General features: G+C 63.8%; 27 protein-coding genes. 12 read left to right on the top strand and 15 right to left on the bottom strand.

The genetic code is table 11. The features are described 5' to 3' along the window. Window positions 1-13 precede the first annotated feature (13 nt). The 4 genes from IVB27_RS16450 to grxD are packed head-to-tail and all read right to left on the bottom strand — an operon-like array spanning window position 14 to window position 3,488. Window positions 14-1,273: a serine hydrolase domain-containing protein gene (locus IVB27_RS16450; RefSeq protein WP_247444470.1), complete on the bottom strand. Its 1,260-nt coding sequence runs from the start codon at window positions 1,271-1,273 to the stop codon at window positions 14-16. Window position 1,274: 1 nt separating this feature from the next. Then, entirely contained in the window at window positions 1,275-2,561 is a 1,287-nt protein-coding gene (locus IVB27_RS16445; protein WP_247444469.1) for a serine hydrolase domain-containing protein, read from the bottom strand. Between the two features lie 45 nt (window positions 2,562-2,606). After that, window positions 2,607-3,158 (bottom strand): O-acetyl-ADP-ribose deacetylase, encoded by a 552-nt coding sequence (locus tag IVB27_RS16440; RefSeq protein WP_247444468.1) that lies wholly within the window; start codon window positions 3,156-3,158, stop codon window positions 2,607-2,609. A gap of 3 nt (window positions 3,159-3,161) precedes the next feature. Then, the gene (gene grxD, locus IVB27_RS16435; RefSeq protein ID WP_247444467.1) at window positions 3,162-3,488 is read right to left on the bottom strand and encodes a Grx4 family monothiol glutaredoxin; all 327 of its coding nucleotides are present in this window, start codon (window positions 3,486-3,488) and stop codon (window positions 3,162-3,164) included. Between the two features lie 241 nt (window positions 3,489-3,729). Here grxD and egtB point away from each other — a divergent pair, with 241 nt between their 5' ends. Together egtB and egtD are read left to right on the top strand one after the other, a co-directional pair. Beyond that, window positions 3,730-5,028 carry an ergothioneine biosynthesis protein EgtB gene (egtB, locus tag IVB27_RS16430; protein ID WP_247444466.1) on the top strand — a complete coding sequence of 433 codons (1,299 nt, stop codon included), beginning with the start codon at window positions 3,730-3,732 and terminating at the stop codon, window positions 5,026-5,028. A 50-nt stretch (window positions 5,029-5,078) separates the two neighbouring features. Continuing rightward, the gene (egtD, locus tag IVB27_RS16425; protein WP_247444465.1) at window positions 5,079-6,050 is read left to right on the top strand and encodes an L-histidine N(alpha)-methyltransferase; all 972 of its coding nucleotides are present in this window, start codon (window positions 5,079-5,081) and stop codon (window positions 6,048-6,050) included. Between the two features lie 25 nt (window positions 6,051-6,075). Here the strand turns inward: egtD and IVB27_RS16420 are convergent, their stop codons facing one another. Beyond that, entirely contained in the window at window positions 6,076-7,269 is a 1,194-nt protein-coding gene (locus tag IVB27_RS16420; protein WP_247444464.1) for a low temperature requirement protein A, read from the bottom strand. Between the two features lie 25 nt (window positions 7,270-7,294). After that, window positions 7,295-7,540, bottom strand: a complete 246-nt coding sequence (locus IVB27_RS16415; protein WP_212487351.1) for a BolA family protein — start codon at window positions 7,538-7,540, stop codon at window positions 7,295-7,297. 204 nt (window positions 7,541-7,744) lie between these two features. Between IVB27_RS16415 and IVB27_RS16410 the strand changes: the two genes are divergently transcribed. Then, the gene (locus tag IVB27_RS16410) at window positions 7,745-8,104 is read left to right on the top strand and encodes a DUF427 domain-containing protein (protein ID WP_247339137.1); all 360 of its coding nucleotides are present in this window, start codon (window positions 7,745-7,747) and stop codon (window positions 8,102-8,104) included. Between the two features lie 131 nt (window positions 8,105-8,235). Here the strand turns inward: IVB27_RS16410 and IVB27_RS16405 are convergent, their stop codons facing one another. Further along, entirely contained in the window at window positions 8,236-8,409 is a 174-nt protein-coding gene (locus IVB27_RS16405; protein WP_007612121.1) for a DUF1328 domain-containing protein, read from the bottom strand. Window positions 8,410-8,594: 185 nt separating this feature from the next. Here IVB27_RS16405 and IVB27_RS16400 point away from each other — a divergent pair, with 185 nt between their 5' ends. Beyond that, complete coding sequence (locus tag IVB27_RS16400; RefSeq protein WP_247444531.1) at window positions 8,595-9,773, top strand: acyltransferase family protein; 1,179 nt, start codon at window positions 8,595-8,597, stop codon at window positions 9,771-9,773. A 130-nt stretch (window positions 9,774-9,903) separates the two neighbouring features. Here the strand turns inward: IVB27_RS16400 and purL are convergent, their stop codons facing one another. Beyond that, window positions 9,904-12,114, bottom strand: a complete 2,211-nt coding sequence (gene purL, locus IVB27_RS16395; protein ID WP_247444463.1) for a phosphoribosylformylglycinamidine synthase subunit PurL — start codon at window positions 12,112-12,114, stop codon at window positions 9,904-9,906. 183 nt (window positions 12,115-12,297) lie between these two features. Here purL and IVB27_RS16390 point away from each other — a divergent pair, with 183 nt between their 5' ends. Both IVB27_RS16390 and IVB27_RS16385 read left to right on the top strand, forming a co-directional pair. Then, window positions 12,298-12,777 carry a PaaI family thioesterase gene (locus IVB27_RS16390; protein WP_247444462.1) on the top strand — a complete coding sequence of 160 codons (480 nt, stop codon included), beginning with the start codon at window positions 12,298-12,300 and terminating at the stop codon, window positions 12,775-12,777. A gap of 74 nt (window positions 12,778-12,851) precedes the next feature. Further along, entirely contained in the window at window positions 12,852-13,808 is a 957-nt protein-coding gene (locus IVB27_RS16385) for a DMT family transporter (protein WP_247444461.1), read from the top strand. Here IVB27_RS16385 and IVB27_RS16380 read toward each other — a convergent pair whose 3' ends face one another. Next, window positions 13,809-14,783, bottom strand: coding sequence for a tripartite tricarboxylate transporter substrate binding protein BugD (locus IVB27_RS16380; RefSeq protein WP_247444460.1), 975 nt, complete (start codon window positions 14,781-14,783; stop codon window positions 13,809-13,811). Continuing rightward, window positions 14,780-15,481 (bottom strand): phosphoribosylformylglycinamidine synthase subunit PurQ, encoded by a 702-nt coding sequence (gene purQ / locus IVB27_RS16375; protein ID WP_247444459.1) that lies wholly within the window; start codon window positions 15,479-15,481, stop codon window positions 14,780-14,782. Before purQ ends, IVB27_RS16380 begins: the two co-directional genes overlap by 4 nt. Window positions 15,482-15,644: 163 nt before the next feature. Between purQ and IVB27_RS16370 the strand changes: the two genes are divergently transcribed. Then, complete coding sequence (locus IVB27_RS16370; protein WP_247339146.1) at window positions 15,645-16,661, top strand: magnesium and cobalt transport protein CorA; 1,017 nt, start codon at window positions 15,645-15,647, stop codon at window positions 16,659-16,661. Between the two features lie 10 nt (window positions 16,662-16,671). Here the strand turns inward: IVB27_RS16370 and purS are convergent, their stop codons facing one another. Together purS and purC are read right to left on the bottom strand one after the other, a co-directional pair. Then, the gene (gene purS / locus IVB27_RS16365) at window positions 16,672-16,914 is read right to left on the bottom strand and encodes a phosphoribosylformylglycinamidine synthase subunit PurS (RefSeq protein WP_007602264.1); all 243 of its coding nucleotides are present in this window, start codon (window positions 16,912-16,914) and stop codon (window positions 16,672-16,674) included. Between the two features lie 12 nt (window positions 16,915-16,926). After that, window positions 16,927-17,694 (bottom strand): phosphoribosylaminoimidazolesuccinocarboxamide synthase, encoded by a 768-nt coding sequence (gene purC, locus IVB27_RS16360; protein ID WP_173015815.1) that lies wholly within the window; start codon window positions 17,692-17,694, stop codon window positions 16,927-16,929. Between the two features lie 320 nt (window positions 17,695-18,014). Between purC and IVB27_RS16355 the strand changes: the two genes are divergently transcribed. Beyond that, window positions 18,015-18,338: a DUF1476 domain-containing protein gene (locus IVB27_RS16355; RefSeq protein WP_247444458.1), complete on the top strand. Its 324-nt coding sequence runs from the start codon at window positions 18,015-18,017 to the stop codon at window positions 18,336-18,338. A 9-nt stretch (window positions 18,339-18,347) separates the two neighbouring features. Here the strand turns inward: IVB27_RS16355 and IVB27_RS16350 are convergent, their stop codons facing one another. Continuing rightward, window positions 18,348-19,307 (bottom strand): LysR family transcriptional regulator, encoded by a 960-nt coding sequence (locus tag IVB27_RS16350; RefSeq protein WP_247444457.1) that lies wholly within the window; start codon window positions 19,305-19,307, stop codon window positions 18,348-18,350. Window positions 19,308-19,440: 133 nt separating this feature from the next. Between IVB27_RS16350 and IVB27_RS16345 the strand changes: the two genes are divergently transcribed. Then, entirely contained in the window at window positions 19,441-20,268 is an 828-nt protein-coding gene (locus tag IVB27_RS16345; protein WP_247444530.1) for an isocitrate lyase/PEP mutase family protein, read from the top strand. On the opposite strand, the gene cynS is transcribed toward IVB27_RS16345, so the two are convergent. Together cynS and IVB27_RS16335 are read right to left on the bottom strand one after the other, a co-directional pair. Continuing rightward, entirely contained in the window at window positions 20,255-20,743 is a 489-nt protein-coding gene (cynS, locus tag IVB27_RS16340) for a cyanase (protein ID WP_211397665.1), read from the bottom strand. The genes IVB27_RS16345 and cynS overlap by 14 nt on opposite strands. Before the next feature lie 90 nt (window positions 20,744-20,833). Continuing rightward, window positions 20,834-22,402 (bottom strand): bifunctional AfsR/SARP family transcriptional regulator/alpha/beta hydrolase, encoded by a 1,569-nt coding sequence (locus IVB27_RS16335; RefSeq protein ID WP_247444456.1) that lies wholly within the window; start codon window positions 22,400-22,402, stop codon window positions 20,834-20,836. A gap of 147 nt (window positions 22,403-22,549) precedes the next feature. On the opposite strand from IVB27_RS16335, the gene mddA reads away from it, so the two are divergent. Genes mddA through IVB27_RS16320 form a run of 3 tightly spaced genes read left to right on the top strand, consistent with a single transcriptional unit; the run spans window position 22,550 to window position 24,974 of the window. Then, window positions 22,550-23,332, top strand: a complete 783-nt coding sequence (gene mddA / locus IVB27_RS16330; RefSeq protein WP_247444455.1) for a methanethiol S-methyltransferase — start codon at window positions 22,550-22,552, stop codon at window positions 23,330-23,332. Further along, the gene (locus tag IVB27_RS16325) at window positions 23,329-24,000 is read left to right on the top strand and encodes a helix-turn-helix transcriptional regulator (protein WP_247444454.1); all 672 of its coding nucleotides are present in this window, start codon (window positions 23,329-23,331) and stop codon (window positions 23,998-24,000) included. The genes mddA and IVB27_RS16325 overlap by 4 nt, the downstream gene beginning before the upstream one ends. Further along, entirely contained in the window at window positions 23,997-24,974 is a 978-nt protein-coding gene (locus IVB27_RS16320) for an NADPH:quinone oxidoreductase family protein (protein WP_247444453.1), read from the top strand. Before IVB27_RS16325 ends, IVB27_RS16320 begins: the two co-directional genes overlap by 4 nt. Window positions 24,975-24,984: the final 10 nt, after the last annotated feature.

Genomic DNA, 24,984 nt, shown 5'->3' with positions numbered 1-24,984 from the left:
CGAACCGCCGCGATCACCGCCCCATCGCCTGATAGATCAGCGTCTTCAGCGCCAGTTGAATCCGGCCGCGCTGCGACGGGGTCTGCACCAGGAAGATCCCGAACAGATCGTCTTCGGGATCGATGAAGAAGAAGGTGCCGCCGACGCCGTCCCAGCGATATTCGCCAAGTGGCCAGGATGTGCCGGGCGGCACCGACGTGCGCACCGCGAAGCCGAGGCCAAACCCAGAAGACCCGCCCGGATAATAGTTCTGGTCACGTGCGACCTTGGTCTCGGGCCCGATATGATCCGACGCCATCAGCGCGATGGTCTCGGGCTTGAGATAGCGCCGGCCGTCATAGGTGCCGCCATTCAGCAGCATCTGTGCGAAACGGGCATAGTCGCCGACGGTGCCGACCATGCCGCCGCCGCCCGATTCCCATTTCGCGGGCTGCCTGATGTCGCGGACCTGCGTCGTCGGATTGATGTTGCGATCCTCCGGCATCGGCTCGGCAATGCGCGGGAATTTGGCGGGATCGGCGACGAAGAAGGCCGTCTCGGTCATGCCGAGCGGATCGAGCAGCCGTTCCTTCTCGAACTGAAGCAGCGTCTTTCCCGCGATAACCTCGACGACGCGGCCGAGCACGTCGGTGGAATAGCCGTAGTCCCACACCGTGCCGGGCTGCTCGACCAGCGGCAGCGTGGCGATCTTGGCGACGAAGTCGGCATTGTTGAGATTGCTGTTGAAGAGATTGGCCTCGGCATAGAGTTCGCGCACCATGCCGCCGCCATGATAGCCGTAGGGCAGCCCGGAGGTGTGGCGCAGCAGGTCCTTGATTGTGACCGGACGAATGACCGGCTCCAGCACCAGCGCGACCTTGCCATCTTCGGCCTTCTTCTCGACGCCGACCTTCATGCCGGCAAAGGCCGGAATGTATTTCGAGACAGGATCGTCGAGCTTGAGCTTGCCCTCCTCGACCAGCATCATCGCCATGACTGACGTGACCGGCTTCGACATCGAATAGAGGCGGAAGATCGTGTCCGCGCTCATCGACATCTCGGTCGCGACGTCGCGGACGCCGAAATTCTCGTAATAGACCGGCTTGCCGTGCTGCTGGAGCAGCAGGATGGCGCCGGGGATCTTGCCGGTCGCGATCTCGTTCCGGATGTAGTCGGAGACTTTTGCCAGGCCTTCGGGCGAGAGATTGTGCGCGGCGCGCTCGGAGCCTGCCTTCAAACCAACGACGCCTAACACAAGGACGAGCGCCGCGATCAGCGCGCGGCGCCCGCGCATGTCAGTTCTCCATTGCTTCATAGACCAGCTGCTTCAATGTCCGCTGCACGCGCTGGCGCTCGGTCGGGGTCTGCTCCAGCAGCACGAAGAACATGTCCTGCTTGGGATCAATCACGAAATAGCAGCCGGAGGCGCCGTCCCATTTCAGTTCGCCGAGATCGCCGGGCGGCGGCGGTTTTGCGTTGCCGGGGTCGGTGCGCACCGCGAGTCCGAGGCCGAAGCCAAAACCGTCGCCGGGGAAGTAGAAATAATCGCGATCGACGCCCGATTTGGGGCCGATCTGATCGGTCACCATCAGCTTGAACGTCTCCGGTTTGAGGATGGTCTTGCCATCGAGGGTGCCGCCGTTGAGCAGCATCTGCGCGAAGCGCGCATAGTCCGCCATGGTGGAGACCATGCCGCCGCTGGCGGACTGCCATTTCTTGGCGACGGTCGGATCGTTGATCCGGCCGACCCGGAAATCACTGTCATTCGGCACCGGCTGCGCCAGCAGCTTCTGCTTCTCGGGATCGGTGACGAAGAAGCCGGTGTCGACCATGCCGAGCGGCACCAGCAGCTTCTCCCGCTCGATCTCGAGCAACGGCTTTCCACTCGCGACCTCCATGACGCGCGCCAGGATGTCGGTGGAATGGCCGTACTGCCAGAGCGCGCCGGGCTGGTTGTGCAGCGGCAGCTTTGCAATGCGCTCGGCGAACTCAGCGAGGTCAAAATCGCCGGCATAGATGTTGGCGTCGCGATAGGCCTTGCGGACCAGGGTGTCGCCGTAGAAGCCATAGGTGACGCCCGAGGTGTGCGTCATCAAATCGTGCACCGTCATCGGCCGGTTCGGTGGCACGAGTTCGAGCGACTTGGTGCCGTCCTCGGCCTTCTTCTCGACGCCGACCTTCACATTGGCAAAGGACGGAATGTATTTCGAGACCGGATCGTCGGGCTTGATCTTGCCGTCCTCGACCAATTGCATCGCGACAACCGAGGTGATCGCCTTGGTCATCGAGAACAGGCGGAAGATCGTCTTGTCGGTGATCGGCGCCTTGCTCGCCACGTCCTGCACGCCGAAGGCTTCGCGGAAAACCGGTTTGCCGCGCTGCTGGATCAGCACGGTTGCGCCGGCGATCTTGCCGGTCGCGACCTCGTTCTTGAAGAACTCACTAACCTTGGCAAGCTTGTCCCGGTTAAAATGCGCGCCGGCCGGAATCTCGTAGGTGCCCTCCGCTCGCGCGAACGACATCGCGCCCAGCGACACCAGCGCGCCGCAGAGCAACGCACGCAGTCCAAACTGTAAGATCATATCCCCTCCCCGGAACATCGCGGGCGGAGTGTACTGACCGCGGCATCAGGCACAAGGGCTGCTGTGTCGCGCAACCGCCTCGGCGTGGAGCTTGGCGCTCGGCTCGGCGAAGCAGCAGAACACCACGCGAGCGACGGATGGTGCGGCCGCGAGCCCTTCGATCGTGGTGCGCACGGCAATATCGGCCGCCCGGTCGGCAGGAAAGCGGAAAATGCCAGTCGAAATCGCGGGAAATGCCACCGAGGTCAGCTTGTGCTTCCCGCACAGCTCCATCGAGCGGCGATAGCAGGAGGCGAGCAGATCATCCTCGCCGAGCGTACCGCCGTTCCAGACCGGCCCGACGGTGTGGATCACATGGGCTGCCTTGAGCCGATAGCCCTTGGTGATCTTGGCATCGCCGGTCTTGCAGCCGTGAAGCATGCGGCATTCGGCGACCAGATCGGGCCCGGCCGCCCGATGGATGGCGCCGTCCACGCCGCCCCCACCCAGGAGCGACGTGTTGGCCGCGTTGACGATTGCGTCAACGCTCAGTGTGGTGATGTCAGCAACGATGACCTCGAGTTCGGCGCCGCCAATCCGGCGCGTCAGCTCGGTCACGTATCAGGCTGCGACAGCGACGCCCTTTTCGGAGAACAGCTGCTGCAATTCACCTGCCTGGAACATCTCGCGGATGATGTCGCAGCCGCCGACGAACTCGCCCTTTACATAGAGCTGCGGAATGGTCGGCCAGTTCGAGAAGTCCTTGATGCCGTTGCGCAGTTCGGCGGATTCGAGAACGTTGAGGCCCTTATAGCCGACGCCGACGTGGTCGAGGATCTGCACGACCTGGCCGGAGAACCCGCACTGCGGAAATTGCGGCGTACCCTTCATGAACAGAACCACGTCGTTCGACTTCACTTCGTTGGCGATGAATTCCTCGATGCTCATATCCGTGTCCTTATGGGGCTGAGCCCACTCCAATCGCTTCGGGCTGGCTCAGCCGATCTAACCCGATACCTGCCTATATATGTAGCCCAAACCGTTGTGCATCCAAAGTAAAATGGCGGCGACCGCCCCCCTGCGCCGACGGTCTGGGCAGCGCCGGCCCATTGCATGATGGTACGAATATCATCGCCGGGGAGGACTTTCATACCGTCACGGAGCCCCTATCTAGGACGAACCCCGCGTTTTGGAACCGGGCAGCGCCAACAACGTTCTCTTGTCCTGTCTGGAGAAAAACGTGACGAAACAAGCCTCCGCTACGGCCCCCGCCCCGCTTTCGTCACCGTCGGCCGATTTGGGCGGCCTTGCGCGGAATCTCGAAGACGCGTTTCTCACCGTCCGCGACGAGACCGAGCGCCGGGCCTCGCCGCTGTCGCCGGAGGACCAGCAGATCCAGTCCATGCCGGATGCGAGCCCGACGAAATGGCACCGGGCGCACACCACCTGGTTCTGGGAGCAATTTCTGCTCGGCGAGCACTGTGCGAGTTACCGGCCCTTTCACCCTGACTTCGCCTTCCTGTTCAATTCCTATTACGTCAGCGCCGGTCCCCGCCATTCCCGCAATCATCGCGGCGACATCACCCGTCCCAGCGCCGATCAGGTCGGCGCCTACCGAAAATATGTCGACGCTGCGGTCGTAAAATTCTTCCGCGAGGCCGGCGAGGACAAGCTGCGCGAGATCGCACCGCTGGTCGAGGTCGGCCTCAACCACGAGCAGCAGCATCAGGAATTGATGTTCACCGACATCCTGCACGCCTTCGCGCAGAACCCGATCCCGCCGGCCTACGATCCGGACTGGCGCGTCCCGACCGCGACGCCGGCCGGTGAGGATTGGCTGATGCTGAACGAAGGCATCCACACCGTCGGTCATGTCGACGATAGTTTCCATTTCGATAACGAAAAGCCGGCGCATCGCGCCCTCGTCGGCCCGGTCAAGGTCGCACGCAATCTCGTCACCAATGGCGAATGGCTCGCCTTCATGCGCGCCGGCGGCTATCGGACTGCAACGCTGTGGCTGATGGACGGTTTTGCGGCCGTCAACAACGAGGGCTGGGACGCTCCCGGCCATTGGCGCGAGATCGACGGCCAATGGCATGTGATGACGCTGGCCGGCCTCAAGCCGGTCGATCCCACCGCGCCGGTCTGCCACGTCAGCTATTACGAGGCCGATGCGTTTGCGCGCTGGGCCGGAAAACATCTGCCGACCGAGATGGAATGGGAAGTCGTGGCCCGCGCCGGCCAGCTCAACGATGCCTTCGGCATCGTCTGGCAGTGGACGCGATCGTCCTACTCACCCTACCCCGGCTATCGCGCTATCGAAGGCGCGCTCGGCGAGTACAACGGCAAGTTCATGGTCAACCAGCTGGTGCTGCGCGGCTCCTCGCTTGCAACCCCGGAGGGGCACAGCCGTATCACCTATCGCAACTTCTTCTATCCGCACCACCGCTGGCAGTTCACGGGATTGCGGCTCGCCGACTACGAATAACAATTATCCGACGACAACCGCGCGCCGGACAGCGCGTTCAGGAGAGTATCATGAATGTGCACGCCAGCGCTTTGGCTGAAGCCCATCTTCCCGACGCTCAGACCACTGCCTTCGCCCGCGAGGCCATCGGGGACCTCTCGCAGCAGCCGAAAAAGCTGTCGCCGAAATATTTCTATGATGCGGCCGGATCTGAACTGTTCGAGGCAATCACACGCCTGCCGGAATATTACCCGACGCGCACGGAGCTTGCGATCCTGAAAGAGCGCGGCAGCGAAATCGCGAAAATCATTCCGGAGCACGCGGCGCTGGTCGAGTTCGGCGCGGGCGCGACCACAAAAGTCCGCCTGCTGCTCAACCATTGCAAATTCGCGGCCTATGTGCCCGTCGACATCTCCGGCGACTTCCTGAAGGCGCAGGCGAACGGCCTGAAGCGGGATTTTCCGTCACTCGGCATCCACCCGGTGGCGGCCGACTTCACCACGCCGTTCGAGCTTCCCAAGGCGGTGGCATCCATGCCCAAGGTCGGCTTCTTCCCGGGCTCGACCATCGGCAATTTCGAGCCGCATGAAGCGCAGGCCTTCTTGAAGAGCGCGCGAGCTATTCTGGGCCGGGGCGCGCAGATGATCATCGGCGCCGATCTCGAAAAGGAAGAGCGCGTGCTTCACGACGCGTATAACGACGCGGCCGGCGTCACCGCGCGCTTCAACCTCAATGTGCTGGTGCGCATCAACCGCGAACTCGGCGGCAATTTCGATCTCTCCGCCTTCACCCATCGCGCGATTTACAATCGCGAGCGGCACCGCATCGAGATGCACCTGATCAGCAAGAAGAGCCAGACCGTGCGCCTGCTCGGTACCAGCTTCTCGTTCCGTGCGGGCGAGAGCATCCACACCGAGAACAGCTACAAATACAGCCTCGACCGCTTCGCTGCGCTGGCGCAAGGCGCAGGCTGGCAAGTGCGCGAGAGCTGGACGGATACGGCGAAGATGTTCTCGGTGCACGCGCTGGAGGCGGCGGAGTAAGCGCTCCGGCGACAACGGCGCCGGCTCAATGCTCTTGGGCCTCTTCCGGGGTGGATCGCAGCGACACCGATTCCCATACTGCCACGACGATCATGATCACCGTGGTCGCGACCGACAGCCAAAGCGGCGACAGTTCGGCAGCGAACCAGCTCAGCACCAGAAGCAGGATGATGCCGATGCCGTGCGAGAGCTGGAGGAAGCCGCGGATGGCGTGCTTGAACAGGATGGTGCCGACCAGAAACACCAGCGGCCCGCCGATCGTGCTGACCATGGTCCGGATGTCAGAATGGCCGGTGGGATGTTTCAGCACCAGTTCGTCCGCCACCGCAGTCAGGATGATGCCGGCGACGATCGGCATGTGCAGATAGGTATAGCCAAGCCGCGCCAGCCGGCCGGATTCGGCGGTCTTCGATATCCGCTCGGAGCCGGCCTCCGCGCCCTTGTGGAAATAGATCCACCACATCGCGATGCTGCCGACCAGCGCCGAGACGAAGGCGAGGAGGTTGTCGGCGGTCCAGTCCAGCTCGGCGAAGGTCGCGCCGTTGACGACGACGGCTTCACCGAGCGCGATGATGATGAAGCCGGCGAAGCGCTCGGCCATGTGACCGCCTTCGACGGCCCAGGCCTCGACCGACGAGAATCCCAGCCTGGGGACCCAGAATCGGACCGCGGGTGAGACATATTCGATCGTGAGTGCCACGATCCAGAACCACAGCCTCTCCTCCTCGTGCACCAGACCGCCGAGGATCCAGAAGATCGCGGAAGCGGAGAGCCAGACCAGGATGCGGATCGCGTTGTGCCGAACGGCGGTGCGATGGCGCGGGGTCGCGAACAGCCAGAAGGCCGTGCGTCCGACCTGCATCGCTGCGTAGGCGATCGCGAACCACAGGCCGCGTCCCTCAAAAGCGGTCGGGATCGTCGTCGACAGCACGAGGCCGCCGAGCATCATCGAGAAAAGCATGACGCGGACCGGGGTCAGCTCGGGGTTGAGCCAGTTGGTGACCCAGGCGGTGTAGACCCACACCCACCACACCGCGAGAAACAGCATCGTCACGTGCAGCCCGCCCAGCAGCGTGAAATGGTGCAGCAGCGTGTGCGAGACCTGCGTGATCGCGAAAACGAAGACGAGGTCGAAGAACAGCTCGGCATTGGTGACGCGGCTGTGCTGGTTCGGCAGGATGACGCGAAACATCGCGCCGCGAGGATTGTCCGCAGCCATCGTCATCCCCCGTCACACGATCAAATCAGGCCCCCGGCGCCCCAGGCACCCCGGTCTGCAGCGCCAGCGCATGCAGCACGCCGCCCATCTGGCCGCGCAGGGACTGATAGACGATCTGGTGCTGCTGGACGCGGGACTTGCCGCGGAAGGATTCCGAGATCACGGTCGCGGCATAGTGGTCGCCGTCGCCGGCGAGGTCACGGATGGTCACCTCGGCATCGGGGATCGCCGCCTTGATCATCGCCTCGATATCGTGAGCGTCCATGGGCATTCGGGTCGTACTCCTTGTCGCGGCTGCAATCAGCCTTGTCGTCGAATCGCTGCCGGGGTCCGGATCTGCAAAGCCAAACTTGCCGGCAGGGACAAACTTAGCGTGAACGGCCTTCTACGTCACGCCTTCCGGCACTATATCCCATCCTGATAAAGGCACGACAAAGTGCCACGCACGGCAGATTGATCGAAAAGGCGTGAAGTCATGAAGCTTCCAGGGCCCGACCACCCCATCACCATCACCCAGAACCCCCGGCGCGTCCGCGTTACGGCGGGCGATATCGTGATCGCCGAGACCAGCAAGGCGCTGATCTTGAAGGAGGCCAAATATCCGGCGGTGCAATATGTGCCGAGACAGGACGCCAATATGGCGCTGCTGGAGCGCACCGACCGCGTCACCCATTGCCCCTACAAGGGGGACGCGAGCTATTACAGCGTCAAGGCCAACGGCCAGACGCTCGACAACGCGATCTGGACCTACGAGACGCCCTTCCCCGCGATGACCGAGATTTCCGGTCATCTCGCCTTCTATCCGGACAAGGTGAAGATCGAGGAAGTGGGGTAGCACCGACACGGGCCTGCCGTCAGGGCCGGGCTTGTCCCGGCCCTCCACGTTCTTGGCTGCCGCGGATACAAAAGGACGTGGATGCCCGGGACAGGCCCGGGCACGACGACTGGAATGCTGGAGCAGCCCCGCTACGCCCTGAAGATCGTGAGCCCCAGGATCAGCAGCACCAGGAAAATCACGACGAACACGTAGAACAGGAAGCGGGCGATGTCGGCGGAGGCAGCCGAGATGCCGGTGAAGCCGAGCACGCCGGCCACGATCGAGACAAGTAAGAAGATCAGCGCCCATTTCAGAATCGTCATCGCCAGCTCCGAAATTGTACCGCTTGTCGCGGTCCTCGCCCTCTTGGCGAACGCTAACTTCGTCGCAGGGAACTGGTTCCTAGCGGTGTCGGGACCTGCGGACGTCTCAAACGACCCTTGCTGAATCTGGTTCCCGGCGGCAAAGTCCGGCCGACAGAAGCGCGACCGGGGCGGCCACGATGACGATGTCACATTCAGCGACGATCGGCGCAGACGTGCACGCCGCGCCGAGGAGTAAGGCGCGCAATCTGTCGCTCGATCGCGCCCGCACCTTCCTCACGCTGGTAGTGCTGCTGCACCACGCCGTCATCCCCTACACCTATTTCGGGCACACCGATCCGACCTCCTGGATCGGTTTCGACATCGTCGTGCTGGCCACCGACAGCTTCTTCATGGCGATGTTCTTCTTCCTGTCGGGACTGTTCACGTGGCCCGGCATCGCACGTAAGGCGCCGTCGGTCTTTCTCCGCGATCGCCTGTTGCGGCTGGGGTTGCCGTTCGCGATCGCGGCCTTCACCGTCATCCCGCTCGCCTATTACGCTATCGCGCTGCGGCACGAGCCCGAGCTGAGCTTCACGGCGTTCTGGTGGAAGACGGTGACGGTTGGTCCGTGGCCGAGCGGGCCGATCTGGTTCGTGTGGGTGCTGCTGGCATTCGACCTGAGCGCGAGCCTGCTCTACCGGGTCTCGGCCCATTTGGTCGATCCGGGCAACCGTATCTCGCTGCGCGGATTTGAGCAGCCGGCCGCATTCTGGCTGATGCTCGTGGTCGTCACCGCCCTCGTCTACGTGCCGTCGCTGCTCTATTTCGGCGGCAGCAAATGGTTCGAACTCGGGCCGTTCTCGGTCCAGGCGAGCCGCATCCTGCTCTACTTCGCCTATTTCTTCATCGGCGTCAGCGTTGGTGCGGCGAACTTCGATCGCGGCATCCTCAGCGCCGACGGCCAGTTGCCGAAACAGCGCTGGCTATGGGTGTTCGCGACGCTGATCCCGTACTGCCTGATGTGGGGCATGATCTACATCAAGCGTGAAGTTTTGGGGAATCCCGACCCGCAGCCGCACTGGTACCAGGCGATCTACAGCACGTTCTTCGTGCTGTTCTCAGGCTCGATCCTGCTCGCGATCCTCGCCTTCTTCCTGCACCAGAAGGCGCCCGGGCCGAACCTGCTCGACCGCATGCAGGCGGATGCCTACGGCATGTTCCTGGTGCACTATCCGATTGCGCTGTGGATTCAGTACGCGCTGTATGACTACTCGCTGCCGGCGATCGTGAAGGCCGCGATCGGCTTCGTGCTCACGGTGATCCTGAGCTGGGCACTGACGGCGGGCTTACGTAAGATTCCAGGGGCGTCGCACGTATTGTGAGACCAAGGCCTCTCCGCTCGTCATTGCGAGGGGCCCTTGCGACGAAGCAATCCAGACTGCCTCCTCGGTGAGACTCTGGATTGCTTCGCTACGCCGCTACGCTCGCAATGACGGAATGTGCGGCAGCCCCTCAGGCCGCCTTCCCGTCCATATACTCCGGCAGCCAGCGTTCGAACGAGGTCCGCAGCGCCTCGATCGTAACCGGCGCTTCGCCTGCGATCGCGACGGCGTCACCACCGGTGGTGCCGATCCGCACGCAGGGCACCTCGCAACCGCGCATCTTGGCGAGCACCCGGCCGGCTTCCGTTTCCGGCACGGTGACGAGATAGCGCGCCTGGTCCTCGCCGAACCAATAGGCCTGCGGCACCAGCGCGGTCGGCGCCGCGAGCAGTTCTGCGCCGATGCCGCTCGCCATCGCCATCTCGGCGAGCGCGATCAGAAGACCGCCGTCGGAGAGATCGTGCACGGCGGTCGCGGTGCCCGCATGGATCATGCCACGCACGCAGTCGCCGTTGCGCTTCTCGGCGGCGAGGTCGACCGGCGGTGGTGCGCCCTCCTCGCGACCGCAGATGTCGCGGAGATACACCGACTGGCCGAGCCAGCCATGGTTCTCGCCGATCAAGAGGATCGCCTCGCCTTCGGCCTTGAAGGCGAGCGAGGCTGACTTGGTGAAATCATCCAGCAGGCCGACGCCGCCGATCGAGGGCGTCGGCAGGATCGCGCGGCCGTTGGTCTCGTTGTAGAGCGAGACATTACCGGAGACGACCGGGAAGTCGAGCGTGCGGCAGGCTTCCGAGATGCCCTTCAGGCAGCCGACGAACTGGCCCATGATCTCGGGCCTTTCAGGATTGCCGAAATTGAGATTGTCGGTGATCGCGAGCGGCTTGCCGCCGACGGCGGTGATGTTGCGCCAGGCTTCTGCCACCGCCTGCATGCCGCCTTGATAGGGATCGGCCTCGCAATAGCGCGGCGTCACGTCGACGGTCAGCGCCAAGCCCTTCGGGCCGTCCTGCACGCGCACCACGGCGGCATCGCCGCCAGGACGCTGCATGGTGTTGCCGAGAATGACGTGGTCGTACTGCTCCCAGACCCAGCGTTTGCTGCACAGCTCGGGCGTGCCGATCAGCTTTTCCAGCGCAGCGCCGAGACCCATCGGCGACGGCACCTCGCGCGCGTGCACGACCGGCAGCGCGGTCGAGGGGACATGCGGACGGTCATAGAGCGGCGCCTCGTCGCCGAGCTCCTTGATCGGCAAATCGGCCATGACGTCGCCGCCGTGCTTGACCACAAAGCGCTTGCTCGGCGTGGTGTAGCCGACCACGGCGAAATCGAGGCCCCACTTTTTGAAGATCGCCTCAGCTTCCTTCTCTTTCTCGGGCTTGAGCACCATGAGCATGCGCTCCTGGCTCTCCGAGAGCATCATCTCGTAGGCGCTCATGCCGGTCTCGCGCGTCGGCACAGCGTCGAGATCAAGGTCGACGCCGAGGTCGCCCTTGGCACCCATCTCGACCGCCGAGCAGGTCAGGCCAGCCGCACCCATGTCCTGGATCGCGATGACGCAGCCACTCTCCATGATCTCGAGGCAGGCCTCTAACAGCAGCTTCTCGGCGAAGGGATCGCCGACCTGCACCGTCGGGCGCTTCTCCTCGGACTTGTCGTCGAACTCGGCCGAGGCCATCGAGGCGCCGTGGATGCCGTCGCGGCCGGTCTTGGAGCCGAGATAGACGATCGGCATGTTCACGCCGGAGGCGGCCGCATAGAAGATCTTGTCGGTATCGGCGAGGCCGACCGCCATCGCGTTAACGAGGATGTTGCCGTCATAGCGGGTGTGGAAACGGACCTGGCCGCCGACCGTCGGCACGCCGAAGGAATTGCCATAGCCGCCGACCCCGGCGACGACGCCGGAGACGAGATGCCGGGTTCTGGCATGTTCGGGCGCGCCAAAACTCAGTGCGTTGAGGCAGGCGATCGGACGCGCGCCCATCGTGAAGACGTCGCGCAAGATGCCGCCGACGCCGGTGGTGGCGCCCTGGTAAGGCTCGATGTAGCTCGGGTGGTTGTGGCTCTCCATCTTGAAGACCACGGCCTGGCCGTCGCCGATGTCGATCACGCCGGCGTTCTCGCCGGGACCCTGGATCACCCAGGGCGCCTTGGTCGGCAGACCCTTCAGATGGAGGCGCGAGGATTTGTACGAGCAGTGCTCGTTCCACATCGCCGAAAAGATGCCGAGCTCGGTGAAGGTCGGCTCCCGCCCAATCAGCTTCAGGATGCGCTCGTACTCGTCGGGCTTGAGCCCGTGGGCGGCAATCAGCTCGGGGGTGATCTTGGGTTCGTTCTTCATGGAATTTGGGCTTTCGGCAGCAGTTGGCCGTTCTTAGGAACATCGGGCGGCTTGGAAAAGCCCTTTATGGCGCATTTTCCCGCTGTCCCACGTTTTGCGGCCGTGGGCTGCGGGAACAGGAATTGCACAGCGCGGACAGATCGGATTTAAGGGCAAAAGACCCGCAATTGAAGGCCCATTTCCTTGCATGAATTGACCAAAGCGCCCCCGCCCCGCCGCTCCGACCTCCACATCGCCACTGATGGGGAATTCCAGGGCTGGCGAACCTGGATTCGCGACAGTTTTGAGAGCCACATCGGCCCGTTCTGGCACAAGATCGAGGACGATGGCAGCGTCCGCTCGGCGTTCCGAGTCGAGAAAAAGCACCTCAACGGCTCCGGAAACGTCCATGGCGGCTGCTTCATGGCGTTTTCCGACTATTGCCTGTTCGCGATCGCCACCCACGAACTGGATGGGCCGGCCGTGACCACCAATTTCGCCTGCGACTTCCTCGACGCGGCACGCGAGGGCGAACTGATCGAATGCGTCGGCGAAGTCTCACGCGCCGGCGGCTCGCTGATCTTCCTGCGCGGCAAGCTGACATCAGGCGGGCGGCCCCTCTTCACCTTCTCCGGCACGATCAAGCGGGTGAAGCGGAAGCCGGCACCGCAGCCAAACGCATAGCTCGCCGCCTTCCCTTTTGGTGCCCCCTCGCCCAGACTTGTGTCCAGCGCTGTCGCGCGGGGAGCAACATCAAGGTGCCGCAGAGCACATCGCCGACAGGTCGCGCCACGGCCTCGCAATTGCCGTCCATGCCCGCCGCCGGCGCGCGCAACTGGCGTGACTATGCGCTGCTGGTCGCGCTGGCCTGCTGCTGGAGCTCCACCTATCCGCTGGCCAAGCTCGCGCTGGACACGATCCCGCCTGTTACCTTCATCTCGGCACGCTCGCTGATCGCGGCCGCCTTCCTGTTCGCGATCCTGTGGATGCGCGGCGTCAGGATCCCGACTGACGCCAAGGCCTGGAAGCTGTTCGCGACCCAGCAATTGATCAACTCGACCTTCCCGTTCCTGATCATCACCTGGTCGCAGCAATATGTGCCGGCGTCGAACACGGTGGTGCTGGCCTCGACGACGCCGATCTTCGCCTTCCTGATCACTTCGCTGATCACGCGGCACGAGCCGGCAACGCTGTTGAAGCTCGCAGGCGCGATCCTCGGCCTTGCCGGCACAATCGTCATCGTGGGCCTGGATGCGCTGCGCGGCTTCGGTAGTGAGATCGTGGCGGAGATCGCGATCCTGCTCGCCACCATCTCCTTTGCCTGCGCCACGATCTTCGGCCTGCGGCTGTCCGAATACGACCCGATGGTGGTGGCCGCCGGCTCGCTGCTGTTCGGCGGCCTCATCCTGCTGCCGCCTTCGCTGATCATCGACCAGCCCTGGACGCTGCACCCGACGCCGACGGCGATCGCAGCCACCATCGTCATGGGCATCGTCTCCAGCGCCTTGGGGCTGATGCTGTTCTACATGTGCCTCGGACGGCTCGGCACAATGACGACGAACGCGCAAGGCTATCTGCGCATCCCGATCGGTGTTGGCCTGTCCGTGCTGCTGCTCGGCGAGAGCGTGCCGTCGAACCTGGCGCTGGGGCTGGTGCTGGTCATGGCCGGCGTCGCTGCGATGACGATCCCGGTGGAGCGGCTGAAGAAGCGCTAGCTATTGCTTGGCGGCGTCCGCCAGCATCTTCCGATACTTCTCGACGTCGCGCGTCACCAGTTGCTGAAGCAGCTCCGGCGCATGCTCGCTGTCATCCGGCGCAACCGTCGACAACTCGGCAAAACGCTTTTTCACCGCGTCAGTCTCAACCGCCGTGCGCGCGGCGGCGTTCAGCCTGGCGATCACGGCGAGTGGGGTGCCCTTGGGCGCGAACAGGCCGTTCCAGCCCTGCGCCTCGAATTCAGGCAGGCCGGCTTCGGCTGATGTCGGCAGATCGGGCAGCGTGGCAAGCCGCACATTCGAGCCGACCACGAGGCCCCGCACCAGCTTCTCGTTAACCGATTGCGAGACGGAGGCCGCCGCATCGCAGACGCCGTCGATCTGGCCGCCGATCGCGTCCGTGAGCGCAGGCGCGGCGCCGCGATAGCCGACCAGCGTCGCGTCGATCCCGGCGGCGGTGACGAAGCTTTTGCAGATCAGGTAATTCGACGAGCCGACGCCGGCATGGCCGAGATTGATCTTGCCCGGATTGGCCTTGGCGTAGGCGATGAATTCTTTGAGGTCCTTCGCCGGAAAATCCTTGCGCACGGCGATGATGCCGAACGTCTTCGCCACCATGGCGATCGGCACGAAGGAGTCCGGCGTGAACGGCAGCTTTGGATAGATCGTATAGGTCGCGGCGTTGGTGCCGGCATTGCCGATCGCAATGGTGTAGCCGTCAGGCTCGGCGCGGGAGGCGCGCGCCAGAGCGGTCGAGCCGCCGGCGCCGGCGACGTTCTCGATCACGATGGTCTGGCCGAGCGCGATGCCCATCTGCTCGGCAACGGTGCGCGCGATCACGTCCGAGGTGCCGCCGGCCGCGAACGGCACGATCATGGTGACGGGACGCTTGGGGAAATCCTGCGCGAACGCGGCAGTCGCGAACGCAACGACGGCGACAGCGGCCGACAGCCGCTTCAGCACGAACGCAATCACGCGGCCTTTTCCAGATGCGCCGTGAGGCCGGCGAACAGGCCGCGGCCGTCGGTGCAGCCCATGATGTCTTCGACGTGATTTTCCGGATGCGGCATCATGCCGAGCACGTTGCCCTTGTCGTTGACGATGCCGGCGATGGATTGCGCGGCGCCATTGATGTTGCTGATATCGTCGATTGCGCCGTCCGCCGAGCAATAGCGGTAAAGCACGCGACCCTCGCCTTCGAGCCGCTTGATGGTCTCTGCGTCCGCCGCATAATTGCCCTCGCCATGCGCGATGGGCACGCGGATCACCTGCCCTGCATTGTAGCCGCGCGTGAACGGCGTGTCGGAGCGCTCGACGCGCAGATGCACGTCGTGGCAGATGAATTTCAGCCGTGCATTGCGCATCAACACGCCAGGCAAGAGGCCGGACTCGCAGAGGATCTGAAAACCGTTGCAGACGCCGAGCACGAGGCCGCCCTTGGCCGCATAGTCGCGCACCGCGTCCATCACCGGCGCCCGCGCCGCAATCGCGCCACAGCGTAAGTAATCGCCATAGGAGAAGCCGCCGGGTACCACCACGAGATCGGTGCCGTGAGGCAGCGACGTCTCGGCGTGCCACACCATCGCCGGCTCATGGCCCGAGATCAGCTTCAGCGCGCGCGCCATGTCGCGCTCGCGGTTGATTCCGGGAAACACGAGGATGGCGGCTTTCATGGCGGAGGTTCCGAACGAGATTGGAATGGGCTGGCACGGCGGCCAAATCGCCAGCAGACATAACCATTTGACGGGGATTTTACCAGTGCTAGCCTTGCCAGCGAGCGTTGTGCACAGGCCATAGCCCGCCGTTCGGCCGATCGACTTGCCCGGGATTGAAGCCATGAATGTCCCGTCGCTGCCCGCATCCCTCTCCGAGCCGGTGTCCGCCGAGGGTGTCGTCGCCGCCGGCGCATATGTCGACGGTCGGCGCGTCGCCAATATCGCTATCAGCGAAGCTTCGAGCTGGCGGGCAAAACCCGGCCACGTGGTCTGGATCGGGCTGCACGAGCCCGACATGGCGCTGCTCAGCGCGGTGCAGAAGCAGTTCGATTTGCACGAGCTCGCGATCGAGGACGCCAACAACGCGCACCAACGGCCGAAGATCGAGCAATATGGCGAGGCCCTGTTCATCGTGGCGCGGACGGCGCAGCTGATCGAGGGCCGGATCGCTTTCGGCGAGACGCACATCTTCGTCGGCGAAGGCTATCTGGTCTCGGTGCGCCACGGCGCATCGACGTCCTACACGCCGGTGCGCGAACGCTGCGAGAGCTGTCCGCGGGCGCTCGCGCGCGGCGAGGACTACATCCTCTACGCCATCCTCGATTTCATCGTCGACAACTACTCGCCCGTGCTCGAGAGCATTCACGAAGAGGTCGAGAGCATAGAGGACGACGTACTCTCCCAGCCGATCAGCAAGGCCCAGATCGAGCGGCTCTACATGCTGCGCCGCGACCTGCTGCGGCTCAGGACTGCGATCGGCCCCCTGGTCGAGGTCTGTCGCAGGCTGGAGCATGACGAACTGGCGATGGTGCGCGCGACGATGCAGCCGCTGTTCCGCGACGTCACCGACCACGTCAGGAACATTCAGGAGCGGATCGATTCGATGCGCGAGGTGCTGGCCTTCGCCTTCGAAGCAAGCTTGCTGGTCGGCCAGGCCCAGGAGACGGCGGTCTCCAAGAAGCTCGCCTCCTGGCTCGCCATCATCGCGATCCCGACCGCGCTTGCCGGCATCTACGGCATGAACTTCAAGCACATGCCGGAGCTGGACTGGGAGTACGGCTATTACACGCTGCTCGGCGTGATGCTGACGGCGTGCGGCGCGCTGTACTGGCGTTTTCGCAGGGTCGGATGGCTGTGAGCCATCCCGTTCACCCGATCAGCTCCACCCGGTAATTCTCGATCACGGTGTTCGCGAGCAGCTTGTCGGCGGCGTCCTTCAACGCCGCCTCGGCCTTGGCCTTGTCGGCGCCGGCGAGCTCGATGTCGAACACCTTGCCCTGCCGGACGCTGGCGACGCCGTCGACGCCGAGCGACTTCAGCGCGCCTTCGATGGCCTTGCCTTGCGGATCGAGGATGCCCGTCTTCAAGGTAACGGTGACACGTGCCTTCACGTCGAAAACCCCTTAGCTCTTCACCAGCACCGGGCCGGAGCCCTGCGGACGCTCGTTCTCCATGAGGATGCCGAGACGCTTGGCGACTTCGGTATAGGCCTCAAGCAGCCCGCCGAGATCCCTGCGGAAACGATCCTTGTCGAGCTTCTCGTTCGACTTGATGTCCCACAGACGGCAGGAGTCCGGGGAGATCTCGTCGGCGACGATGATCCGCATCATCTCGTTCTCGAACAGCCGGCCGCACTCCATCTTGAAGTCGACGAGGCGGATGCCGATGCCGAGGAAGAGACCGGTGAGGAAGTCGTTGACACGAATGGCGAGCGCCATGATGTCGTCGATCTCCTGCGGGGTCGCCCAGCCGAAGGCGGTGATGTGCTCTTCCGACACCATGGGGTCGTTGAGCTGGTCGTTCTTGTAGTAGAATTCGATGATCGAGCGGGGCAGCTGCGTGCCTTCCTCGATGCCAAGGCGCTGCGACAGCGAGCCGGCGGCGACGTTCCGCACCACCACTTCCAGCGGCACGATCTCGACTTCGCGAATCAACTGCTCGCGCATGTTGAGGCGGCGGATGAAGTGGGTCGGCACCCCGATGTCGTTGAGGTGCTGAAACAGGTACTCCGAGATCCGGTTGTTGAGGACACCCTTGCCCTCGATCACCTGATGCTTTTTCGCGTTGAACGCTGTGGCGTCGTCCTTGAAGTGCTGGATCAGGGTACCGGGCTCCGGGCCTTCATACAGAACCTTTGCCTTGCCTTCATAAATGCGACGCCGACGGCTCATGGGGATGTACCGTGTTTTGTTGAAATCCATGTATTTGGTGTGCTCCGGTTGCTAGGGATTACGACCCACAGCGGAGCGGCTGTGAATGGCCTGGAACCGATCTGCAACCCTTGGAAACAGAACGGGAACCGGACCTTCAGGCAACCTATCCGATTGGCTGTCCCAGCACAATCGATCCGGCTCATCCGATGCCAACTTATACCGCCTTGCCTGCGGCTTAACGGCTCGTTGTTTTGCCGATTCGTGCCCCCTATCTAGGCATGCGAAGGGGCCGTCGCAACGAGGGCGCCGGGTCCAGTCAGCAGGGAATTGGAAAAGGCATGAGCACGTTCGACAAGCGCCAGGAAGGTTTCGAGAAGAAATTCGCCCTCGACGAGGAGCAGAAATTCAAGGCGGAGGCCCGCCGCAACCGGCTGCTCGGCCTGTGGGCAGCCGAGCAGCTCGGCATCACCGGCGACGCGGCGAGGGCCTATGCCAAGGAGGTGGTCGCGGCCGATTTCGAGGAAGCCGGCGACGCAGACGTCCTGCGCAAGGTCGCGGCCGATTTCGCTGCCAAGAACGTGTCCGTCACCGAGCAGGCGATTCGCGCCAAGATGAACGAGCTGATCGCGGTGGCGGCGGCCGAGGTGAAGGCGGGGAAATAGCGCCCGCTCCTACGCGTCCGGCCGGCGTGCAGAATTTTTGCGCGCCGGCCGTTTTATTCCCCGACTTCGCGAAGCGCCATAGCCGCCTCGAATGGCGTCCAGCAGACGTTGCGCGGCCAGGCTCAGAAAGCCGTCGCGCCGGGTGACGATCGCCACGTTGTGGCTGGCAGAGAGATCACCGACCGCAATCGTCGACATCGCGCCCGAGCCGAGTTCTTCTGCGACATGACTTTGCGCGAGCAGCGCCAGGCCGAACCCTGACTCCACCAGCCGCTTCTGGGCGGTCAGGCTGTCGACCGCGGTCCACACCACGTCACCCAGGCCCTGCGTCAGAAACAACGCGAAGATATGCGCGGCCGCGACCTCGGGTCGGCCCTGTATCTCGGGAAAGGCGATCCAGCGCTCGCTCGCGAGCTGAGCCAACCGCTTCACCCGGCGTCCGGCGAGCGGATGGTCGGGGGCGCAGACGACCTGGAGCTTCTCGGACAGGATCGGGTCGCAGTCGAGATCGCGCGAACGGTCGAGGTTGTAGCGCAGGCCAATCGTCGCCTCGCCACGGCGGACGAGCGCGCTAACCTCGGCGCTGGTCGCCGTGCGCAAGGTGAGCGCGACACCCCGATGAGCCCTCGCAAATCCCTTCATGATCCCTGACAGGCGGCTGTCGGCAAGCGTCCCGGTCACAGCCAGCGAAACCGGTCCCGATGTCTGCTTGGTCAGCGCGCGGACGGCTTGCTCGGCATCCTGTGCGGCCGCAACGGCCCGCTCCGCATAGAGGATCAGAACACGCCCCGCATCGCTGAGAAGCGTGCGCCCCGCCACACGTTCGAACAGCGGCACACCGAGCTCCTGCTCCAGCAGCGCAATGCGGCGGGAGATCGCCGGCTGCGAGCGGTGCAGGAATTTTGCGGCATTCGAGATTCCGCCGCGGCGGTGAACGGCAAGGAAAGTGTTGAGCGCATCGCTGTCCATGAGGTCACCCCTATGCAAAAAACTGATGAACCAGAGAGAAATAACAAATTTGGCGGATGGCGTGAAGTCGCCTATGGCTGCACCGAACCGACCATCTCGCGCGGAGCAAAGAGACATGGCTACTCAAAAAGACATGGCGACCCAATTGGAGAAGGCGAAAGCGTTTCAGAACCTGCATACCCGGCCGGGCGCCTTCATCATTCCCAACCCGTGGGATGCCGGCACCGCGAAGCTACTGGCCGCGATGGGTTTCGAGGCGCTCGCAACCACCAGCCTTGGACTGGCCAACACGCTCGGGAGTTCGACCGTCAGCCTGGATGCCATCCTCGACAATTGCCGCGCGATCGCCGAAGCCACGCCACTACCGGTCAGCGTGGACCTCGAAAACTGCGGCGCGCATGAGCCGCGGCGCGCGGCGGACGCGATCCGGCGCGCCGCCGAAGCTGGCGCGGTCGGCGGCTCGATCGAGGACTCGACGGGAGACCGGAGCCGGCCGATCTACGATTTCGCACGCGCCGTCGAGCGTGTGCAGGCCGCGGTGGAGGCGGCCCGCTCCCTGCCCATTCCGTTCACACTGACGGCCAGAGCCGAAAATCTTCTGCACGGCCGCAACGATCTCGACGACACGATCAAGCGCCTTCAGGCGTTCGAGGCCGCCGGCGCCGACGTGCTCTACGCGCCCGGCGTGCACGATCTCGCGACCATCAAGACGGTGGTTTCGTCGATTGGAAAACCATTCAATCTCGTGATGGGCTTTGCCGATCCGACCCTGACGCTCGCGCAGCTGTCGGAAGCCGGCGTCAAGCGCATCAGCGTCGGCGGCGCGATGTCGCGATTTGCGCTCACGGCATTCCTGACGAGCGCACGCGAGATGAAGGAGCACGGCTCCTTCACTTATGTTCGCGAGATGGCGCCTATCAAGGAATTGCGCGACGCGTTCGCCGCGGTCAGCCTTCCTTGAAGCCGTATTCCGGCACGTTGCCGCTGGCGCCGTAATATTTGTACGGCAGGAATTTGCCGCTCATGGTGAACTTGACGCGGTCGCCCTTCGGGTTGGCGACGCGCTCGATCGCCATGTCGAAGTCGATCGCCGACATGATGCCGTCGCCGAATTCCTCCTCGATCAGCGCCTTCCACGCGGGGCCGTTGACCATCACCATCTCGTAGAAGCGGTAGATCAGGGGATCGGTCGGCGGCATCGGCGTGCCGGTGCCGCGCATCGGCACCTCGTTGAGCATCGCAGTCTCGGCCTTCGACAGGCCGAACAGCTCGCCGGCGTTCGCGGCCTGCGGTTTTGTCAATTTCATCTGACCGAGGATCGCGCCGACGATCAGCACCTCGGCATAGCCGCCGATCTGCTCGCAGATATATTTCCAGCTCCAGCCCTTCTCGCGCTTGATGTCGAGCAGCTTCTCGGTGAGGTCTTCGCGTTTCATGTCAGGATCTCCCTTCGCTAAGCACTGTGTCACGTCGTTTCGTGCCGCTTTGGGAGGCACGAAACGTGCCAATAAATGAGGCTTAGGGCTTCACCGCCTCGATTTCCCTTCGCGTGGCAAAGCCTCTGCAAATCGCTTGATCGCATCGAGCACGGGCTGCTGATCGCCGGCAAAGAACCAATGATCATGGCCGTCGAGCTCGACGAATTCCGCACCATTGATCCGGCTCGCCACATCGCGGCCGGCCGCGATCCGTACGGCCTTGTCGTCCCGACGATGCAGCACCAGCGTCGGCACCGCAATCTGCGCCAGAAGATGTCGCACGTCCGCGTCGCGAAACGCCTCGAGCACCGCCGAGATGCCGCCGGGACTGGACGCCGCGCGCAGCAGCCCCGCCCACCAGGCGCGCGCCTTGGGATCGCCGGCAAGGCTCGGCGCGAAGGTTTCAATCCCCACCGGACCTCCCCATTGCGCGATGAGGTGCTTGCTCCAGGCATCGTACTGGCTGGCGCGCAACGCGTGCGGATAGTCCTGTGACCAGCAACCCTTGGCCAATGCGCCGAACAGAATGAGCCCGGCCACGAGACGCGGCTCATCGACCGCAAATTTGATGCAGGCCGGCCCGCATTCGGACGCGCCGAACAGCACGACATGGCGCGCATCCACCGCCCGCAGCACGGTACCGATATCCTCCGCGGTGAGGTCGATGCCAGGCGCCGATCCGACCCGGTCGGACAGCCCGATGCCGCGGCGATCGAATACGATCAGCCGCCCCAGCTTCATCAATGAGTCCAGAAACGTCCGGCTCGCGGGATGCTCCCAGGCGCGTTCCACATGCGACACGAAGCCGGGCATGACCAGGATATCGAGCGGGCCGCTTCCGTAGGTCTGATACGCCAGATGCACGCCGGCACCCTTGACGTAGCGCGTCGTCGGAACGGCGGCGAGCGACGACGCCGCGCCGGGGTCCATGAGCGCCTCGGTCTCGGCTTCAGGCGCGACGCCAAGCTCGTCGCGCAGCCGCTGCGTCAGTGCCGCGTGATGCCGTTCTGCCGCGCTTCGGTCGCCGGCCAGCAAAAGGCTGCGCACCAGATGCCGGCCGTACACCTCGCTCAAGGGATCGAGCTCGACCAGACGTCCCGCGTGCACTGTGGCGGCAAAATGGTCGCCGGCGGCATTCCTGTCCTGCACGAGGCGCTCCAGCGCGTGCACGAGCCGTCCCCGCAGCGCCTCGCGGCGAAAAAACGCCCAATCGTCGAATTCAGGGCAATCGTCCAGAGCGAAGCCCGCGAGGAAGTCACCCCGATACATCTGGCAGGCCTCCTCGAAGCAGCCGCGATCGCACGCACTCTCGAACTGGTGCGTGTCGACCTTCAGCGCGACCGCCGGGGACCACCGCACGCTGGTGCGGTCGGTCTCGAAAACCGGCTGGCCGAGCGTGAGCTCGATGCGATGAAGCAGGCGCCGCAATCGCGTGAGGCCCGTCTCGCGGGCAGTTTCGGGCCACAGCAGCGTCGCGATCACGTCTCGCGCGACGGCGCCCTTGGCCTCCGCGAGATAGATCAGCAGCGCAAGTCCCTTGCGCAGGTTCAGCTTGATCGGGCGGTCATCAGCGTGGACCTCCGGGAACCCGAACGCTCCAAGCAAAAAAGCCGTCATGGAGATCCTCTCCCCTCGCGGCGTCCCCCGGGGGACGCGCAGGGGACGGTCCGCCGATATGAGTCGGGCCAGATCGAGCCTGACCGCCAGCGAGCGGTTCGCGCTCCTGCATGCGGCACCGCATCCATCGGCACAATAGGAAAAAACATGTTCGCGCGCCTCGCAATCCTGCTCTACGCCATCGTCAGCTATGCGATATTCACGGCTTCATTTCTCTACGCCCTCGGTTTCGTCGGCAATTATGTCGTGCCCAAGTCGATCGACAAGTCGATTGACGTCGGTAGCCACACGAATCCAGGCGAGGCCATCGTCGTCGATCTGCTGCTGCTGGGCCTGTTTGCGATCCAGCACAGCGTCATGGCGCGCCCCGCCTTCAAGCAATGGTCGGTCAAATTCCTTCCCGCGGCCAGCCAGCGCAGCACCTACGTGCTGCTCTCCAGCCTGATCCTGCTGCTGCTGTTCTGGCAATGGCGTCCGATCCCGACACCGGTCTGGCAGATCGGTGGAATTGCGGCTTGGTTGCTGATCGGCATCCATTGGCTCGGCTGGTTGATCGCGTTTGCCTCGACCCACATGATCGACCATTTCGATCTGTTCGGCCTGCGCCAGGCTTTCGTCGCGCTACGCGGGGCCGAAATATCAGGCCAATCCTTCAGGACGCCGCTGCTCTACAAGATCGTGCGGCATCCGCTCATGCTGGGCTTTCTGCTCGCGTTCTGGGCCACGCCTGAGATGACCGCCGGTCATTTGCTGTTCGCGCTAGGGAATACAGTCTACATCCTGGTCGGGTTGCAGTTCGAGGAGCGGGATCTGATCGCCGAGTTCGGCGCGACTTATCAAGAGTATCGCCGCCGCGTTCCCATGTTGGTGCCGCGTCCTTTCGCTCGTCGCCGGACGGAAGATCGTCGGCCTGCTGGAGCTCCGCGATGAACGCGCTGTTTCCTTTCCCCCGAATGTCCGTGGATGCCGCCACATTCGCCGACACGCTCGATGGGCTCGACGTCGGCCTATATCTCGTCGACGCGCACGCGCGGCTCGTTCACGCCAATACGGCCGGCCAAGCCATCCTCGATGCTCGCGACATCCTGCTTGAGATCCGCGGGCACCTCGTGGCCAGCGATCCAGCGATCAACCAGACTTTGCAACATTTTTTCACGGTGGCCGGGCAAGGAAACGCCATCCTGGGCACCAGCGGAGTGCCGATGCTCGGGAGGGATGGGCAACGTCATGTCGCCCACGCTTTGCCGTTGACTTCCGGTACGCGCCGAAGTGCGGGCGTAGCGTACAGCGCCGTGGCGGCCTTGTTCGTTCGCAAGACGGCGCTGACGATACCGCCGCGTTCCGAGTTGATCGCCAAGGCATTCAAATTGACGCCGACCGAGTTGCGCGTTCTGCTCGCGATCGTCGAGCTCGGCAGCGTTCCCGAAGTCGCTGCAGCGCTCGGCGTTGCCGGCACGACGGTCAAGACGCATGTCCGCCATTTGTTTGAAAAAACCGGTGCAGCGCGACAGGCCGATTTCGTCAAGCTCGTGGCGGGATATGCGACGCTGTTGAGAGAACCTGCCGAATATAGGCAATCCGCTGGAGCGACAAGATGAGAGCAGTTCTATGCGGCTCGTTCACCGGACCAGGCGATTTGCGCCTCGGCGAGATCGACGAGCCGAAGCCGGCCGCCGACGAAATTCTCATCGACGTCCACGCGGCCTCGGTCAGTTTCATGGACCAGTTGCTGGTCTCGGGCCTCTACCAGATGCGTCCGCCGACGCCCTTCGTGCCCGGCACGGAAGCATCCGGCGTCGTCGTCGCGGTCGGCGACAAGGTTACGACATTCGTGCCCGGCGATCGTGTGGCATGCAGCGCCTGGACCGGCGGCTACGCCGAACGGATGACAGCGAAGGACTCGAAGAGCGTTCTTCTGCCTGATGATGTCGCGTTCGAAGTCGCGGCGACCGTCCTGCACAATTACGGCACGGCCTATTATGCGCTGGTCGAGCGGGCACGGGCGCAACGCGGCGAAACCGTTTTCATTACCGGCGCGGCCGGTGGAGTTGGGCTTGCCGCCGTCGACCTCGGCCGCCATCTGGGCCTGCGCGTCATCGCCGGTGTCGGCTCCGATGACAAGGCTGCCCTGGTGCGAAGCTACGGCGCCGGCGAAATCGTCAACTATCGCAGCGAAGATCTGCGCGACCGGATCAAATCGATCACATCGGGAGAAGGCATCGACATCGGCTTCGACAATATTGGTGGCGCGATTTTCGAGCAAATGGCCCGGCTGATGAAATGGGGCGGACGGCTGATGCCGATCGGCTTCACCAGCGGCGAGATTCCACAGCTCCCGATGAACCTGCCGCTGCTGAAGAACTATTCCATCCTCGGTGTCTTCGTCGGCGCTTGGGCGGAGAAATTTTCCGCCGAGGCCGCGCGCATGAACGCCACGCTGATGCAATTGCTGGCCGAAGAAAAAATCCGCCCGCACATCGATCGCGTCCTCCCTTTGGAGGAGGCCGGAGAAGCCATGCGTGCCGTGGCCAACCGAACGGTTCAGGGGCGAATTGTCCTCAAGATCAGGTAAAGTGCACCGG

The sequence above is a fragment of the Bradyrhizobium sp. 197 genome (assembly GCF_023073375.1).
Lineage (GTDB): Bacteria > Pseudomonadota > Alphaproteobacteria > Rhizobiales > Xanthobacteraceae > Bradyrhizobium.
The sequence above is the reverse complement of the archived record's forward strand: the minus strand, read 5'-3'. Positions and strand labels throughout refer to the sequence as shown.